Origin of the sequence: Aquimarina sp. AU58, from assembly GCF_900312745.1 — a bacterium.
GTDB classification, from domain to species: Bacteria; Bacteroidota; Bacteroidia; order Flavobacteriales; family Flavobacteriaceae; genus Aquimarina; species Aquimarina spinulae.
On record NZ_OMPD01000014.1, the window covers coordinates 3,368,125 to 3,386,395 of the forward strand.

The window sequence follows — 18,271 nt, forward strand, 5'->3', positions numbered from 1 at the left end:
AAAATATAAACAGATGAAAACTTATTTTAAAATAATAATATTCCTTTTTACTATAATCTTTACTTCTTGTGAAGATGTAATAGACGTGGATGTGCAAACCGCTCCTGCCCGACTAACTATTGAAGCCTCATTAGATTGGGAAAAAGGTACAACCGGAAATAATCAAACTATAAAATTAAGTACCTCTACTGCATACTTTGATACAACTTCTAATACGAGTGTTACTGGTGCTTCAGTTAAAGTTACTAATAATTCTAACGGAGTCGAGTTTATTTTTACAGATCAAAATAATGGAGAATATATAACTACAGAATTTGTACCAGTACTTAATCAATCCTATACGCTAGAGGTTATTTATAATGGTGAAAATTATTCAGCTACAGAAACCCTAATGCCTGTTGTTGATATTAAAGAAGTTAACCAATCTACCGAAAATGGTTTTGATGATGAAGTTTTAGAAGTTAACCTTATATTCGATGATCCCGTAGATGAAGACAACTATTATCTTTTCAGATTTAAAGAAGAAGGAGATCTTTTATCAGAATTTGAAGATCTTGATGATGAATTTGTAAACGGAAATGAAATTAACTGGTATTATGAAAAAGAAGAAGATACCAATACCAATACTCAGGAATTTACTTCTGGAGATGTTGTAAATATTGACTTATATGGTATTTCTGAAGGGTATTATAACTACATAAGGATACTTATCGAGCAATCTGAAGGTGTCGGTCTTTTTAGCGCAACTCCGGTAGCTTTAAAAGGAAATTGTATTAATCTGGATAATGCCGATAATTATGCTCACGGCTATTTTAGATTAACACAAGTATCACGAAGAACGTATACTTTTAATTAATAGTAAATTTAATAAAGGCCAGATGATATACATCTGGCCTTTATTAAATTTAGGTATTCTTCTAGTCTTTTGGGTACAAAAATGATTTTTCTACTTCAAAATCTATAACACCATCTTCTCTTACTTCATATAGTATAAAAAGCTCTCCCCAATAAACACCATCGGTAAAATCAGCTATAATCCATTTATGGTTTAGTAATCTTACTTTATTAATACTCATATTACCCTCCATCCCAACAAACGGAATTATTGGGTTATCTTCTCCCGCCTTATTTTGCCCTATAATCTGATCACTTATCGTTAGCGCAAGTTTATTAGCATTATAGCCCATCTCTTCAAAATAACTTACTGCATCCTCATTACTTTCTAAAGTAAAATAAGTGATATCCATATTGGCATTAATAAGTGAATCAATGGTTGCTTCTTTTGTTGTTATTTTGGTCTTTAAGTTGTCTATTTTTGTATCATAGGATTCTTTTGCTTTTTTGGCATTCATAAATTGAAAAAGAATAAATAATGCTGCAAAAATGAATAGATATAAAAAGATCTTATTTTTCATATTCTAGATGGTTATTTTTAAATTATCGTAAGCTATATATACATTTTTTGGTAACAATTTCTCAACTTCGGCATGAAAACCTAGCATATGACTAATATGAGTGAGATATGCCTTTTCGGGTTGTATTTCTTTTATAAACTCGAGGGCTTCTTCTAAATTAAAATGCGAATGATGGGGTTCTATTCTTAACGCATTAACTACCAAAACCTTAACTCCTTTTAATTTTAATCTTTCCTCCTCTTCAACTGTTTTCACATCGGTTAGATATGCAAAATCTCTAAATCGAAATCCATACACCTGTAAACGATTATGAAACGTATTTATAGGAATCACATCCAGATTACCCAATTGAAAAGGTTGATTCGTAAGTTCATTTTCAATAACACTTGGCGCTCCGGGATATTTGTTTTCCGAAGAAAAAATATACTCAAACCTAGTTCTTAGTGCTTGCAAAACCCTCTTATGTGCATAGATAGGGATATCGCCTTGTCTGAAAAAAAATGGTCTTATATCATCTAATCCCATAGTATGATCTGCATGCTCATGAGTAAAGACTACCCCATCGATTCTAGATATCTGATTCGAGAGCATTTGCTGTCTAAAATCCGGACCACAATCCACAACATATTGGTAATCATCCCAAGATACAAGTATAGAAACACGAAGTCGCTTATCTCTGGAGTCATCACTTAAACAAACAGGATGGGTACTTCCTATAATCGGAATCCCTTGTGATGTACCTGTACCAAGAAAAATTACTTCCATATTTTAATAAACTAAGGCAAATGTACTTATATTTTTTTGGTCAAAAATCACATATTTCCCTTAAATAATACTTAAAATATTAGGGAACATAGAAATTTGCATTCAAACCTTTTTTAATACTCATTGTATTATTACCTTTACGGTAAACAAAAAAAGCCCTTTTTACTATGCCTATTAAGATAATGGGAGATAAAGAATTTGAATCTGTCCCTTCAATAAAGAGTAAAGCTTTGCGTATTAACCTGAACCAGAACATCTATGGTACTTTTGCCGAGATAGGTGCTGGTCAGGAGACTGTTCGAAACTTTTTTAGAGCAGGCGGAGCTTCTGGTACCATTGCAAAAGCAATGAGTGCGTATGATAAAGATTTTAGTGATGCTATTTATGGTATTGAAAATGACAAACGTTATGTTACCGAAGCAAGATTAAAAAAAATGCTTAGACATGAGGTTGGTCTTATTGAAGAAAGAATTACCAGAGAAAAACACCCTAATAAGTTGTTTTTTAGTTATGCAAATACTGTTGCAACAATTGATTTTGCTAAAAAATATAAAGGTCATGGTTGGGTTGGCATTAGATATCAGACAACACCAAATGAAGATTATAATGAAATTTTGCTTCATATTAGGTTTCATGAAAATGATGCCCGATTGCAGCAAATGACTTTAGGAATATTAGGTGTTAACCTTATTTACGGAGCATATTATAAATACGATAATCCCAAAAAATTACTCAGATATCTATATGATCACCTGGATAAGGATCAAATAGAAATTGACACGATTAATTTTTCTGGACCACGATTTACCAAAGTAGATAATCGACTAATGAGTCTACAATTGGTTAAGAATGGAATGACCGAAGCAGTAATGTTTGGTCCTGATGGGCATAATATTTTACCTGCTGCAATATTATATAAGAAAAATATATTAGCACTGCGTGGAAGTTTTAGACCTGTGACCAAGGTTAATATGGACATATACAAAAAGTCACTAAATATGTTCCTGAGTGAAAATAAAGTAAATGAAGATAAAACCGTAGTCATTTTTGAAGTAACACTATCGAACTTAAGGGCCGAAGGTGAAATTGATGAAGAAGATTTTATGGCTAGAGCCAGATTACTTTGTTCTTTAGGACAAACCGTAATGATCTCTAATTTTAAAGAGTATTATAAAGTAGTTGAGTATTTCTCTAATTATACCAAAGAACGTATGGCACTTTCTATGGGAGTTAATAATTTGGTAGATATTTTTGATGAAAAATACTATAGACATCTTAGTGGAGGTATTCTGGAAGCTTTTGGTAAATTATTCTTTAAAGATTTAAAAGTATACTTATACCCATTAAAGAATCATAAAACAGGAGAGATAACTACTAGTGATACTCTTAAAGTACACCCAAGAATGAAAGAACTATACAAGTTCTTTAAATACAATGGTAAACTGCAGGATATTACGGATTATGATCCTTCTATTATGAATATTTTCTCGAGAGAAGTCCTACAAAAAATTCAAGAAGGAGAATCTGGATGGGAAGATCAATTACCAGATCTTATACCAGAAATGATAAAAGCTAATAACTTTTTTGGATACAAATCTATAGAAGCGGTAAAATAAGTTACCTATACAAAACATATTAAAAAAGCAGTATAGTAAATAACTATACTGCTTTTTTAATTATAATAATCTTGCGCTTATAAAATTTGAGCTGCGTGATCTTTGGTCTTTACCTTTGTAATTACTTCAGAAATTATTCCTTTTTCATCAATAACAAAAGTAGTGCGATGAATCCCATCATATTCTCTACCCATAAATTTCTTTGGTCCCCACACTCCAAAAGCTTCAATTACCGTTTTATCTTCATCTGCCAATAATGGGTAAGGTAATTCAAATTTATTTTTGAAATTTTGTTGTCGTTTGGCACTATCGGCACTTACTCCAATAATTTCATACCCCTGGGCCAGAAAAGTCTGGTAATGATCTCTTAGATTACAGGCTTCTGTGGTACAACCAGGAGTACTAGCTTTAGGATAGAAAAAAACGACTAGTTTTTTTCCTTGATAGTCCCCCAAGGTAACTGTATTTCCATCCTGATCTAGTGCCGAAAAATTAGGAGCCTTATCCCCTGCTTTTAATGTTGTCATTGTATATAAATTGAATATTTTAAAGTACAGCAAGTTATGAAATTTATAAAAGATGATCACTAAAATTAGTATGATGTACACAAAATTCACTTTTTTAGGGTTTTCTTTTGCCCATCACTAAAGAGTGAAGAAAATAGCTAAAATCAATGTCATACATCATACACATATAATCATACATCTGTAACAAGTGAAATTTGTCGTGCACTCAAATCAGTAGTACTACTTGATTCGACACACAGTAGCTTTTGTAAAGAATTAAAAACAAGATATTACCATAGCGTTATCCCAAACCAGAGTTCTATATAATATTTCTCAAAGCACTATAAGCCAAATAGTAAATAGATATAAATTGATACAAAATCAAAAGCATTTCAATCCATTGTTTTAAATAAAAAAAACAATGGATTGAAGTTAAATAGTATCTTTTTTCAGGGGATTCGACTATACAAAAATACTATGCGCGCATTATATTTGCACCCATTATAAAAATCATTTTTCTTTTGAATTGTTTATTAACTTCTAAATCGAATACAGTATGAATTATTTTACTTTTAAGCCCAAAGGATTAGTCTACCTATCTCTGATAGTGGGCTTTTTGTTTATCAACCTTACTAGCTATGCACAAAAGCTTAATGGTGAGAAAACTATTGATCCTAACAAACCTGAATCATCGACAAATTTCAACTCTTTTACATCTGCAATCAATGCTTTGAATAGATATGGTATAAATGGTCCCGTAACCTTTAATGTTGCTACCGGATCTTATTCCGAACAGCTCAATATCACTAAGGTACAGGGGACATATTTCAAAAATACAATTACGTTTCAATCGGCAACAGGCCGAAACGAAGATGTGGTTTTGGAATATACTCCTACTCTTGACAAAGAATCTTATGTAGTCATGTTTGATTCTGATGTTGAGTTTTTTAATTTTAGAAATATGACTTTTGTAAACTCATCAGAACATTCTGATGGAGTTTTTCTTTTTTATCCAAATGCTCATGATATTACTCTATATGGTAATAAAATAATATCCAAAAACACCTCCTATGATGATGCCTTTTTAGAGGATTCATCTTCGTTAATCTTATGTTTAAGGAAAACTAATAATATAACTGTTTCGAATAACTATTTGGCTAATGCAAGATATGGAATAAAGACAATTAATAATTATAATAATTTTTATAGTTTTTTGATCTCTGATAATGTTATGGAGTATTTTGAGAGATATGCTATTGACATTAGTGGTGAGAGTCATATTATCGATGATAATGAGATTAGATTCTCATCTACCGGTATTAGTTGCAAGGTAGACCAAAACGACCTTAGCGGTGTTGTTAATCACATTAGAGGTAATTACATTCATGACATAACTAACTACGGTATTATTTGTGATGCTGGTAAAATAATAAATAACGTAATTGATAATCCAAGTAGTCAATATGGTACCTGCTTGTATTCAAGATATGCCAAAGCCGACATAAAGATAGAGCATAATACAATGAAATCTGTTGGTGACTATGCAAGAGTATTACATTTCGAAGCTAAATCTTCAGAAGTTCATATATCGGTAATGAATAATAATTTTTATCATGATGGAACCCATAATCCTCTAATGGAATATGGTTTTGAAAATAAATATTATATACATTCTAGTTATAACAATCTTTATACAAAAGAAAAATGTGGTAAAATTTTAAAAGGAATCGGCTCTAATGGATGGTCAGTGTATGCCTATACGCGTAAAGAGTTGCGTACTTTAGGTTTTGGACTCGGCTCTAGGCAAATAAAACCTTTGTTTTACGATGGAGTACTACATGCTGCCAATAGTTCTTTACAATTTGGTACTGATCTTAGGTTTTCTGTTCCTACAGACAGAGAAGGAAATCTACATTCAGCGACCCCCTATGTTGGAGCTAGTATACATATACCAAATCCTGATCCTGATGCATTAAGTGGTATCTTGAACGTCCCAGGGGATTACCCAACCATCGAAGAGGCAGTTACAGATCTTACAACAAAAGGAATCTCGTCATCAGTAACCATAAAAATTGCTGCAGGAACATATCCCGGTATCAAAATACCTTTTATTCCCGGAGTTTCTGATGATTATACTGTTACTTTTACTGGGCCAGAAGATACCAGAGATCAGGTTATTATTGATGGGGGTAACAAACCGGCACTAACCTTGCTACAATCAGCAAAGCATATTTCCTTTAATAACACAACAATAACCAGTACTATTAATGCTGTACATATTGTAGATAATGTCTCTAAGGTTACGCTTTCCAATAATATGATCCAATCAACCACAAACCAGGGAAATGTTATTCAGATTGATCCTTTTCATAATGATAGGATATTGATAGATAACAATACTATTTCTGGCGGAAATAATTCGATTTATAGTAATAACGAATATTGTGGTAACACATATAATGAGAATTACGGTATAACTGTTGCAAGAAATACTATTGAGAATTTTAATACTACTGGAGTTGCACTTAATGAGATAGGTAGATTTACTATCGTCGATAATGAGATTAGTTCTAATACAAATATGCCCTCTACTGGAATTAATATCACTTATAGTTTCCGTGGGAAAATTTCTGGGAACACAATACAGAATATAGAAAAAAGAGGAATTAATATTTATTACACAAGAGGAGGCATAGAAAATCTTATTGAAGTAAGTAACAACCGTGTTTTTGTAAATAATGATGTGTATACTAATACTTCTGCAAAAGGAATTACTTTAACCCTAAGCTCTCGTATCAATTTGTATAATAATGTAATTAGTGTAGAAGACCACTTGAATGAGGCTGTACATGGAGCTTCTCTTGAAAGAGTAAATCTTACTTTTATGTATCACAATAGTATTCGGGTACATTCGAATAGGGATAATGCGGCGGTAATATTTTACGACAGAAAAACAGATCGTAGTCGCTATAATGAATTTTTCAACAATATATTTTCTCAGACCGGTACAGGCGAAGGATACATTTATAATATAAAAAGATCAGAACAATCAATGGGCAAACTAAACAATAACGTATTGCACCATACAGGTACACACATTGCCTTTTTTGAAGAAAACCTGGAAACTATTACTAATTGGCGATATAAAACTGGTCAGGATGCAAACTCAGAAGCATTAAATCCTGAGTTTGTAAGTAATACAGATTTACATGCCACAAATGATGCTATATTGGGGGTGGCAAAAGAGCTTACAACACATATTATAACATCGGATATTGATGGTAAATTACGTAAAACTCCTCCAACAGTAGGTGCTTATGAAAATGGAGATGCAGGCACTCCTCCTGTTGAAGATCCAATTGTTCTTATCAATGAGGTCGATGTAGATAGTGAAGGCCAAGATGAACTTGAGTTTATAGAATTGTATGATGGCGGTGTAGGAAATACTCCCTTAGATGGTTATGTATTGGTGTTTTATAACGGGTCTTACGATAAAAGTTATAATAGTTATGACCTGGATGGATATGTTACAGATGATAATGGATACTTTGTTATTGGTAATCAAAATGTAGCTAATGTATCCTATACTTTTGCTAATAATAAATTACAAAACGGGGCAGATGCAGTAGCTTTATATAAAAGAGAAGAAGTTCTTTCTAATAGTTCTATAATCACAACAGAAGATCTTATAGATGCTGTAGTGTATGACACCAATGATGATGATGATGCCGAATTATTGGTCTTACTAAATTCTGATGAACCTCAAATAAATGAAGGTGAAAAAGGAGATAAGGATTTCCATTCTATTCAACGTTTCCCTAATGGATCAGGAGGGTTGCGAAACACCAATACGTATACTCAAGCCATTCCTACTCCAGGGGCAGCTAATACAGATGCTGTAACAGTTGATGATAACAAAGCAGAAACTATAGCTACAGGATTTTCGATATACCCTAATCCAACAGCCAGCAGTGTCAACATTAATTTACCACCAGCTACAAAAAGTGTCAAAGTAATGTTATTTGACCTAAATGGAAGATTGTTTGTAGAACGTACTATTGATAATAGTACATCAATTGATATGAGTCACCTCACAAGTGGATTATATATTATACATTTATTAGATGACAATGGTGATCATACAAAAGTAATGAAACTACAAAAATTATAATCATCAATGTGAACTACCCTATCAGCTTACTGATGATAGGGTAGTTATTCATCTATCCAGCACAGGTTTTTGTCACTTTTTTTTCAAATTTTGTAAGTTAAAGCATTACTCAAGATAAATTCTATTACTTACTTCTTAAAGTAAGGTAAGTTATAAAATTTTTAAAAGTTGTAATCAAAAACTACGAGTCTAAATCACAAACATTTCAATCAACTGTTTATGCTAAAAAATACAATGAATTAAAGTGATCATAATTCATTTTTCGGGTTATTCAAATTTTTCAAAACACTAACATTATCTAAATTTGCGGCTCGTTTACCCCCCCATATTTTGTAATGTTGACGAACATTACATTTTTTGATATTCATAATGTAAACACTTTATGCTCATAATCTAACATTTTTATTTAAATCTTTTAAATTAAACACATTTATGAATCATTACATTCTTAAACCTAAACAGTTACTATACCTATCTATGATAGTAAGCTTTTTATTTATGAACTTTACTGTTCATGCCCAACTTAGTGGTATATATACCATTGATGGTAACAAACCAGCATCACAGACAAATTTCATCTCTTTTAAAAGTGCAATCGACGCACTTAATGCACAAGGTATAGATGCAGCCGTAACTTTTGATATTGCTTCTGGATTTTATTACGAACAACTCTACATCGATGGGGTACAGGGAGCATCCGAGACCAATACAATTACGTTTCAATCGGCGACTGGCCAAAACGAAGATGTGGTTTTGGTATATCCCGCCGTTCTTGATGAAGATCCTCATGTAGTTCGTTTTCAAAATGAGGCTGCGTTTTTTGCTTTTAGAAATATGAGATTTGTAAACTCATCAGAACATTATGATTTAGTTTTTCACTTTAACAATACTCATAATGTTACTTTAGAGGGTAATAAAATAGAATCCAGAAATACCTCTAATGATACCAATAATAGCTTCTTAACATCTGCGTTAATTGGTTGTAACAATAATAATAATATTACGATTTCGAATAACTATTTGACTAATGCAAAATTTGGAATAAGGACGACATATAATAATTCCAATTTTTTGATCTCTGGTAATATTATGGAGGCTTTTGAGGAATATGCTATTTCCATTTATGGTTCTCATTATAATATCGAAAATAATAAGATTAACAATTCAGGGAATGCAATTTATAGTGACGGAGAAGATGTAACCATAGAAGGCAATTACATTCATGACATAAATCGCTATGGTATTAATTGTAATTCTGGATTAATAATAAATAACGTAATTGATGATCCAATTAGTGAACAAGGTGTTTGTATGTTTTCAAGTAATATGAAGTCCGACATGACAATAATGCATAACACAATGATTTCTACTGGCCTCTATGGAAGGGTATTATTTTTAGAATATAGATCAAGAGGTAAATTAAAAATACAGAATAATAATTTTTATTATGAGGGAACCTATTATTCTTTAATGAGTTTTGATGGTAGTGTCTATTCTGATTACAACAATCTTTTTGTAGAAAGTGAATGTGGTAAAATTTATGAAGGATATAGATTTTCGAAGACTGCATCTCGGCTTAAAGAGTGGCAAGCTTTAGAGCATGGATTACACTCTAAGCAAATAGATCCTAATTTTTTTGATGGAGTGGTGCATGCTGCCAATAGTTTTTTACAGTTTGGAGATGATCTTAGGAGTATTGTTCCTAAAGACAGGGAAGGAAATCCACATTCAGCAACCCCATATGTTGGGGCTAGTACATATATCCCACATCCGGATGCGCTAAGTGGCCCCTTAAATATTCCAGGGGATTACCCAACCATCGAAAAGGCAATCGAAGGTTTGGCAACAAAAGGAATTAAGTCCTCGGTAACTGTAAATATTGCTGCAGGAACATATCCCGGAATTAAAATACCTTTTATTCCCGGAGTTACTGATAATCGTACCGTTACTTTTACTGGGCCAGAGGGTACCACAGATCAGGTTATTTTTGATGGGGCTGATGAACCTGCACTAACCTTTCACAAATCTGCAAGTCATATTGTTTTTGAAAACACAAAACTAATAAGTACCGGAGTTGTGGTATACTATCATGATAATATATTGGATGTCACTTTGGAAAACAATACAATACAGTCAGAGACAACCCAAAACAGCCTTGTGCATATTGACCAGTATAATACTAAAGATATCTTTATAAATAACAATATTTTCGATGGCGGAAAAAATTCGATCATTAATACAAGACGATATTGTCATTCAAGTCACATCGGTAATAGAGAAGCCATCAATAGAAACATAGCCATTGCAGGAAATACTTTTAAGAATTTTAACACTACTGGAATTGTACTTAATAATCTGGAAAAATTTACTATCGTCAATAATGTGTTTAGTTCTAATACAAATAAGTTCTCTACCGGGATTAATATCTCCAACTCTAGTGGGGAAGGAAAAATTTCTGGGAACACATTACAGAAGATAGAAAAAATAGGAATTACTATTTCTAAAACAAAAGGAAACGCAGAAAATCCTATTGCAATAAGTAACAACCGTATTTTTGTAAGTAATAAAGTTTCTATTGATGCTCCTGCAAAAGGAATGACTTTAATCCAAAGCAGTTATATCAATGTGTATAATAATGTAATTAGAGTAGTAGAGAATTTTGTAGGAGGTGCACATGGAGTTTCTTTTCAAAGCGTAAGCTATACGAATACACATCACAACAGTATCTGGGTACATTCATATAGGGATAATGCGGCGGTTATAGCTTACAACAAAAAAGAAGTTGGTAAACCTTATGGAGAATTTAATGATTTTTTCAATAATATATTTTCTCAGACTGGTACAGGCGATGGATTTGTTTATGATATACAAGAACCAGAATCAATGGGTCATCTAAATAATAACGTATTACACCATACGGGTACATATCTTGGATTTTGGAAAGAAAACTGGGAAACTATTAATGATTGGCGATTTTTTACGGCAGAAGATGTAAAATCAAAAGTATTAAATCCTGAGTTTGTAAGCAATACAGATCTACATGCTACAAATGATGCTATATTGGGGGTGGCAAAAGACCTTACAGCAATTATCCCATCTGATATTGATAATAAATTACGTAAAACCTCCCCTACGGCAGGTGCTTATGAAAATGGAGATGCAGGGACTCCTCCCGTTGAAGATGTAATTGTACTCATCAACGAAGTTGATGCAGATAGCAAAGGGACAGATACACTCGAGTTTGTTGAATTGTATGATGGCGGTGTAGGGAATACTGCCTTAGACGGATATGTATTGGTATTTTATAATGGTTCTAATAATAAAAGTTATAGTAGTTATGATCTGGATGGATATGCTACAGATGCCAGTGGATATTTTGTTATTGGTAGTGAAAGTGTAGCCAATGTATCGTATACTTTTGCTAATAATAAGTTACAAAATGGCGCAGATGCAGTAGCTTTATATAAAAGAGAAGAAATTCTTGCTAATAGTTCTGTAATCACAACAGAGGGTCTTATAGATGCTGTAGTGTATGACACCAATGATGCTGATAATACCGAATTATTGGTCTTACTAAATTCTGGCGAACCTCAAATAAATGAAGGTGAAAAAGGAAATAAGGATTTCCATTCTATACAACGTTTCCCTAATGGATCAGGAGGGTTACGAAACACCAATAGTTATACACAAGCTATTCCTACACCAGGAACAGCTAATACAGATACTGTAACTGTTGATGATAATAAAGCAGGAACTATAGCTGCAGGATTTTCGATATACCCTAATCCAATAGCCAGCAGTGTCAACATTAATTTACCACCAGCTACAAAGAGTGCCAAAGTAATGTTGTTTGACCTAAATGGAAGACTACTTGTAGAACGCAATATTGATAATAGTACATCTACAATTGATATGAGTCATCTCACAAGTGGATTATATATTATACATTTAATAGATGACAATCATTCAGAAGTAATGAAATTAAAGAAATTATAAGCATCAATGAACTACCCTATCAGCTTTGCTAATAGGGTAGTTATTATCTATCATTGTCACTTATAAGGTTGATTCTTATTTTACCTTAAATCCACAACCACAATAAGCTTTTTATTTTTAGTGTAAAAAATCAATATTCAATAGTTTTTCATGCTAAACAGGATAATCGGTCTTTAAAAATATCTTGTCATGTTTGATATTATTTCTACATGATAATCAACCTTAGGGGAAGAAAAGTTAAAACAATTATCACAATTACAAGTACAGTATAAAACTAAGAGAAAAGAACAAGAAATAAAGAGTTTAGCATAACAAGCCAGTATGCATCTTGTAAAATTCTTGAAGCTCATTCGAGAAGTACTAGATAACTCAAGAAGTGAATTCATTAGTATAGATCAAGAAATTAATATATTCGATAATTACTTGAGTATTCAAAACCTAAAATGCGATCATCCTTTTACTTTTAAAATTAAAGTGAAAGATGGTATAATAACCGATTAAATTGCCATCATAACCCTTTTGTTGCGTTCAGATATTTATGTATTCTTGCATATAAATAAATTAAGGTTATTTTAGATATATGTCGTTGTCTGTGTTGCTAAATACTAATAAAAAAATACTCTTATCTGCTGTTTTTGTCTACATAAGTGTATGTAGCGCTCTTGCACAAAATCCGGTTAAAATAGATTCTCTATTACAACTACTTACTACTAAAATCACCGATAAAGAAAAAGTAGATATTTATAACAATATAGCTTTGCAATATTCTTCTACAGATTCTACTAAAACCATTGACTATGCAAATCGAGCGATTCATCTTTCTAAGCAATTAAATTATATTGAAGGTATTTCTAATGCTCACAATAGTATAAGTCAAGCTACGGTAAAATTAGCGCATTCGGATAAAGCATCTGATTTATTTCAAAAAATAAAATATGCAAAAGGCAAAGCCATAGCATCTAATGATTTAGCACTTACCTACAAAAAAAAGGGTGAGTATGCTATGGCACTAAAGCACTTCACAAAAGTTTTAAAAATAAGAGATTCTTTAGGAAACAAAAAAGATGTAGCTTTCTGTTATAGTAATATTGGACAAGTACATGTTAGATTGGGAAATTACACCCAAGCATTAGATTATAATTCTAAAGCTTTGGAGTTGTTTAAAGAATTGAATAATAAGAACGGTATCTTTTCTGGATACAACAATATAGGAATGATCAATGTGTATCAAAGTAATTATTCCTCTGCATTAGAATATTTTATAAAAGCTTCTAAAATTAATGATGAAATAGGCAGTAAAAAAAAAGCTATTGTTTCGCTTAGCAATATTGGATTTATTTATGAAACTTTAGGGGATTATGACTTAGCATTAGAATATTATTTTAAATGCTTAACGATTAGCAAAAGCACTAGAAATCAAGCAAGTATATCTGAGGATTATTTAAACATTGGAAATATTTATTTTGAACAAGAGGATGACACCAAAGCTTTAACGTATTCTTTTAAGTCTCTAAAAATTGCCAAAGAGCTCAACATTAAAGGTATCATGATATCTAACTACTGTCTAATTGGTGAAATATACCTTAATGAAAAAAATTATAAAGAAGCCCTGAAATACCTAAAAAATGGATTAGCATTAAGCCGGGAAATTGGAGAACTGTCTTCGTCTACCACTGTAATGAATACTTTAGGTGAAATTGAATTTGAATTAAAGAATTATCTGCAGGCCAAAGAATATCTCATCAAGAGCATTACTATTGGTCAGGAGATTGGTTTTCCTTCTGCTGTAAAAAGTGCTTCGTATGGCTTAGTAAAAATAGAGAAAGCATTAGGTAATCATAAAGCAGCTTTAGAATCTTATGAACGATATCATGCTATTTATGACTCAATCTTAGGTGAAGAAAAATCAAAACAATTATCGCAATTACAAGTACAATACGAAACCGAGAAAAAAGAACAGGAAATAAAGAGTTTAGCTCAACAAGCCTCGATCCAGTCTTTAGAATTAAAACAAGCTAATTTTAATAAAACTATTTTTGGTATTGCAAGTGTAGTTTTATTACTTCTGGGGTTAGTATTGTATTTGGTAAATCGACAAAAAAGGTTAGCGTTACAACAAAGAGCACAGGATATAGAACAAAATCTATTGCGTGTACAGATGAATCCGCATTTTATTTTTAATGCCATGACTTCTATACAGGATTATATGAATCAGGGAGATGCTAAACAAGCCAGTATGTATCTTGTAAAGTTCTCAAAACTGATCAGACAAGTACTAGATAACTCAAGAAGTGAGTTTATTAGCCTGGATCAGGAAATTAATATGCTCGATAATTACTTGAGCATTCAAAACTTAAAACGTGATCATCCCTTTACTTTTAAAATTGAAGTGGAAGACGGTTTAATTACTGATGAAATCGCTATCCCTCCTATGTTTGCACAACCCTTTGTAGAAAATGCCATAGAGCATGGTGTTACTACTATAAAAGAAGGAGCAACTATTTCTATTCATTTTTCAATAGAAGGAAATCATTTGGTCTTAAAAATATTAGATAATGGATCAGGGATAGAAGAAACTATGAAGGTAAAACGTAAAGATCATGTGTCTCATGCTATAAAAATAACAGAAGAACGTATCGATCTTTATCGTAAAATGCGAAAGAAAAAAATTGCATTTGATATACAAAATCTTTCTCAAGGAACACAAGTAACGTTTAATTTACCTTTTCAATATCTATAAAAAATAATTCCTATTCAAAATACTTATACAGCAAGAAGAAGTTTTATAAATTTGCCTCCAATAACATCGGAAAAGAAATAATAGCAATTAAAAAGCAATCAAATTTTATATCTAGAGATACATCTGAATTTATACTATGAAAAAAAATACCCTAACCATCTTTTCTTTTTTAATTGTTTTCAATATTATCAATGTTTTTGCACAAAATCAGATTAAAGTTGATTCGCTTTTACAGGCACTTGAAACCAATATTTCTGAGAAAGAAAAAGTTGATACCTATAATCTTTTGGCTCGGCAATATTCTGACAGCGATTCTGTTCAAACTTCATTTTATGCTAATCAGGCTATAAAAATTGCAAAAAAGATAAATTACAATAAAGGGATTATAACATCATATGATGAGATTGCCTGGATATCTATGTTATTAGGAAATTCTGAAAAAGCAATCGATTTATATCAAAAAAGTATTGCTATTGCAAAAAAGATGAAATACCTAAAAGAAGAAGCAGGAGCGTATAATGGATTAGGTACAGTAAATAACTATTTAGGAAATAGTACAAAAGCTTTAGAATACTATTTTAAGGCATTGAAAATATATGAAAGATTAAACGAAAAATTGAATATATCTAAATCTTATTATAATATTGCCCTCACCTACAGAAATCAAAGCGATCATGATAAATCCTTAGAATACCATTTAAAGGGTTTAGAAATTGATAAAAATCTTGGTGACAGTAGTCGAATATCTACAGATCACAGTGATATTGGTTTTGTATATACCGAAAAAGGTAATTATACCAAAGCAATGGAACATCAATTAATAGCATTAAAAATTCAAGAAAGAATAAAGAATGAAAAATTACTTACCTATACTTTTCACAATGTTGCTATGCTATATCACAGACAAAAAAAAAATATACAAGCACTAGAATATTCTTTTAAGTCTTTAAAAATTGCAAAAAAACTAGGCTGGAAAGGTCATGTAGGAAATCTATACAATACTATTGCAACTATATATATAGAACAAGAAAATCTTGATCAAGCTTTAGAATATAATTTCAAATCTTTAGAAATTCAAAAAGAAATAGGAGAAAAACATATTATTAATGCAAATTATGTCAATATTGGGCAGGTATATCTTCTCAAAAAAGAATATGAAAAAGCATTAGAATATCTACAAAAAGGATTATTATTTCAGCAACAAATTGAAGATCAATCTTCTCATGCTGTACTTTTAAATACAATTGGTGAGGTTCAATGGAGATTGGGTAATTTACAAAAAGCAAAGAAATACCTTACTCAAGGTGTTAATATTGCTCGAGAAATTAACTTTCCCACTGCCATTAAAGATGGTTCGAAAGTATTGTCTGAAATTCAAAAAGCATTAGGTAATCATAAAGCAGCATTAGCTTCCTATGAATTGTATCACGTTACTTATGATTCTCTGCTCGGTGAAGAAAAATCAAAACAATTATCGCAATTACAAGTACAATACGAAACCGAGAAAAAAGAACAGGAAATCAAGAGCTTAGCACAACAAGCCTCGATCCAGTCTTTAGAATTAAAACAAGCCAATTTTAATAAAACCATTTTTGGTATTGTAAGTGTAGTTTTATTACTTCTGGGGTTAGTATTGTATTTGGTAAACCGACAAAAAAGATTAGCATTACAACAAAAATCACAGGATATAGAACAAAACCTATTGCGTGTACAGATGAATCCGCACTTTATTTTTAATGCCATGACTTCTATACAGGATTATATGAATCAGGGAGATGCTAAACAAGCCAGTATGTATCTTGTAAAATTCTCTAAGCTCATTCGACAAGTGTTAGATAACTCAAGAAGTGAATTTATTAGTCTGGATCAGGAAATTAATATGCTGGATAATTATTTAAGCATTCAAAACTTAAAACGCGATCATCCTTTTACTTTTAAAATTGAAGTGGAAGACGGTTTAATTAGTGAAGAAATCGCCATCCCTCCTATGTTTGCACAACCTTTTGTAGAAAATGCCATAGAGCATGGTGTCACTGCTATAAAAGAAGGGGCAACAATTCATATCCATTTCTCGATGAAAGGAGATCATTTGGTCTTAAAAATATTAGATAATGGATCAGGAATAGAAGAAGCTATAAAGGTAAAACGCAAAGATCATGTATCTCATGCTATAAAAATAACAGAAGAACGTATCGATCTCTACCGTAAAATGCGAAAGAAAAAAATTGCATTTAACATCCAAGACCTTTCTCAAGGAACACAAGTAACGTTTAATTTACCATTTCAATACATATAAATGAAAGTAGTCCTTATAGAAGATAATCCGGCAGCAAGAAGAAATTTTTTAGAGTTACTTAATGAGTATTGTCCTAATGTAGATTTTATAGGAGAAGCGACAAATGTAGCAGAAGGAGTTGCACTAATTACAGCTAGTAAGCCAGATCTTGTATTCCTGGATATCGAGATGCCAGATGGTACCGGGTTTGATGTATTACGAAAATTACCAGAAATCAATTTCCAGGTAATATTTGCTTCTTCTCATGAGAAATATGCGCTAAGAGCAATAAAATTTAGCGCCCTGGATTATCTGCTAAAGCCTATTGACCCAGAAGAATTAGTAGAAGCTATCAAAAAAGCGAAGTCTGAGTTGGAGCATCATAAGACACCACAGAGAGTACAAACACTTATAGATAATATAAATGAACAATCAAAAGAACCTACTCGTTTGGTTCTAAAAGATAAATATGGTATCCAGATTGTATTTGTTAAAGATATCATGCATTTGGAAGCAAACGGTAGTTACACTAAGTTTTTTATCCATAAACAGGATAGCCTGTTAGTATCTAAAGGACTTAAGGAATATGAAAATATACTTTCTTCGCAACAATTTTTTAGATGCCATCAATCTCATTTAGTAAATCTGGATTATTTATTAAGATATGATAAACGAGATGGAGATTATCTTGTATTAAAAGATAAAAACAAAATTCCATTGGCTACCAGAAAAAAAGAAATATTGTTAAAGCTAATAAATGACCTCAATTAATGTTTTAGTAACTATT

General features: G+C 31.7%; 11 protein-coding genes. 8 read left to right on the forward strand and 3 right to left on the reverse strand.

What is annotated here, in order from left to right:
• Positions 1-13 precede the first annotated feature (13 nt).
• Complete coding sequence (locus DK441_RS26065; protein WP_109853461.1) at positions 14-856, forward strand: DUF4249 family protein; 843 nt, start codon at positions 14-16, stop codon at positions 854-856.
• 61 nt (positions 857-917) lie between these two features.
• On the opposite strand, the gene DK441_RS26070 is transcribed toward DK441_RS26065, so the two are convergent.
• Together DK441_RS26070 and DK441_RS26075 are read right to left on the reverse strand one after the other, a co-directional pair.
• Positions 918-1,415: a hypothetical protein gene (locus DK441_RS26070; RefSeq protein ID WP_109853462.1), complete on the reverse strand. Its 498-nt coding sequence runs from the start codon at positions 1,413-1,415 to the stop codon at positions 918-920.
• A gap of 3 nt (positions 1,416-1,418) precedes the next feature.
• On the reverse strand, positions 1,419-2,180 hold the full coding sequence (locus DK441_RS26075; RefSeq protein WP_109853463.1) for an MBL fold metallo-hydrolase: 762 nt from the start codon (positions 2,178-2,180) through the stop codon (positions 1,419-1,421).
• A gap of 167 nt (positions 2,181-2,347) precedes the next feature.
• Between DK441_RS26075 and DK441_RS26080 the strand changes: the two genes are divergently transcribed.
• Positions 2,348-3,796, forward strand: coding sequence for a TonB-dependent receptor (locus tag DK441_RS26080; RefSeq protein WP_025665492.1), 1,449 nt, complete (start codon positions 2,348-2,350; stop codon positions 3,794-3,796).
• Between the two features lie 77 nt (positions 3,797-3,873).
• Here the strand turns inward: DK441_RS26080 and bcp are convergent, their stop codons facing one another.
• Entirely contained in the window at positions 3,874-4,323 is a 450-nt protein-coding gene (gene bcp, locus DK441_RS26085; protein WP_109853464.1) for a thioredoxin-dependent thiol peroxidase, read from the reverse strand.
• A 535-nt stretch (positions 4,324-4,858) separates the two neighbouring features.
• Between bcp and DK441_RS26090 the strand changes: the two genes are divergently transcribed.
• From DK441_RS26090 to DK441_RS26115, 6 genes are all read left to right on the forward strand, one after another.
• Positions 4,859-8,473, forward strand: a complete 3,615-nt coding sequence (locus DK441_RS26090) for a T9SS type A sorting domain-containing protein (RefSeq protein WP_109853465.1) — start codon at positions 4,859-4,861, stop codon at positions 8,471-8,473.
• A 498-nt stretch (positions 8,474-8,971) separates the two neighbouring features.
• Entirely contained in the window at positions 8,972-12,469 is a 3,498-nt protein-coding gene (locus DK441_RS26095) for a T9SS type A sorting domain-containing protein (protein WP_160112294.1), read from the forward strand.
• A gap of 321 nt (positions 12,470-12,790) precedes the next feature.
• A complete protein-coding gene (locus tag DK441_RS27310; protein ID WP_109853467.1) occupies positions 12,791-12,970 on the forward strand; it encodes a histidine kinase in 180 nt (59 codons plus the stop codon).
• A gap of 79 nt (positions 12,971-13,049) precedes the next feature.
• Positions 13,050-15,209, forward strand: a complete 2,160-nt coding sequence (locus tag DK441_RS26105) for a tetratricopeptide repeat protein (RefSeq protein ID WP_109853468.1) — start codon at positions 13,050-13,052, stop codon at positions 15,207-15,209.
• A 136-nt stretch (positions 15,210-15,345) separates the two neighbouring features.
• Positions 15,346-17,505, forward strand: coding sequence for a tetratricopeptide repeat protein (locus DK441_RS26110; RefSeq protein WP_109853469.1), 2,160 nt, complete (start codon positions 15,346-15,348; stop codon positions 17,503-17,505).
• The gene (locus DK441_RS26115) at positions 17,506-18,255 is read left to right on the forward strand and encodes a LytTR family DNA-binding domain-containing protein (RefSeq protein WP_109853470.1); all 750 of its coding nucleotides are present in this window, start codon (positions 17,506-17,508) and stop codon (positions 18,253-18,255) included.
• Positions 18,256-18,271: the final 16 nt, after the last annotated feature.

Excerpts from the sequence above, each read along its gene's own strand:
- DK441_RS26065 (WP_109853461.1), top strand. The coding sequence starts at position 14 with ATGAAAACTTATTTTAAAATAATAATATTCCTTTTTACTATAATCTTT.
- DK441_RS26070 (WP_109853462.1), bottom strand. The coding sequence starts at position 1,415 with ATGAAAAATAAGATCTTTTTATATCTATTCATTTTTGCAGCATTATTT.
- DK441_RS26075 (WP_109853463.1), bottom strand. The coding sequence starts at position 2,180 with ATGGAAGTAATTTTTCTTGGTACAGGTACATCACAAGGGATTCCGATT.
- DK441_RS26080 (WP_025665492.1), top strand. The coding sequence starts at position 2,348 with ATGCCTATTAAGATAATGGGAGATAAAGAATTTGAATCTGTCCCTTCA.
- bcp (WP_109853464.1), bottom strand. The coding sequence starts at position 4,323 with ATGACAACATTAAAAGCAGGGGATAAGGCTCCTAATTTTTCGGCACTA.
- DK441_RS26090 (WP_109853465.1), top strand. The coding sequence starts at position 4,859 with ATGAATTATTTTACTTTTAAGCCCAAAGGATTAGTCTACCTATCTCTG.
- DK441_RS26095 (WP_160112294.1), top strand. The coding sequence starts at position 8,972 with ATGAACTTTACTGTTCATGCCCAACTTAGTGGTATATATACCATTGAT.
- DK441_RS27310 (WP_109853467.1), top strand. The coding sequence starts at position 12,791 with ATGCATCTTGTAAAATTCTTGAAGCTCATTCGAGAAGTACTAGATAAC.
- DK441_RS26105 (WP_109853468.1), top strand. The coding sequence starts at position 13,050 with ATGTCGTTGTCTGTGTTGCTAAATACTAATAAAAAAATACTCTTATCT.
- DK441_RS26110 (WP_109853469.1), top strand. The coding sequence starts at position 15,346 with ATGAAAAAAAATACCCTAACCATCTTTTCTTTTTTAATTGTTTTCAAT.
- DK441_RS26115 (WP_109853470.1), top strand. The coding sequence starts at position 17,506 with ATGAAAGTAGTCCTTATAGAAGATAATCCGGCAGCAAGAAGAAATTTT.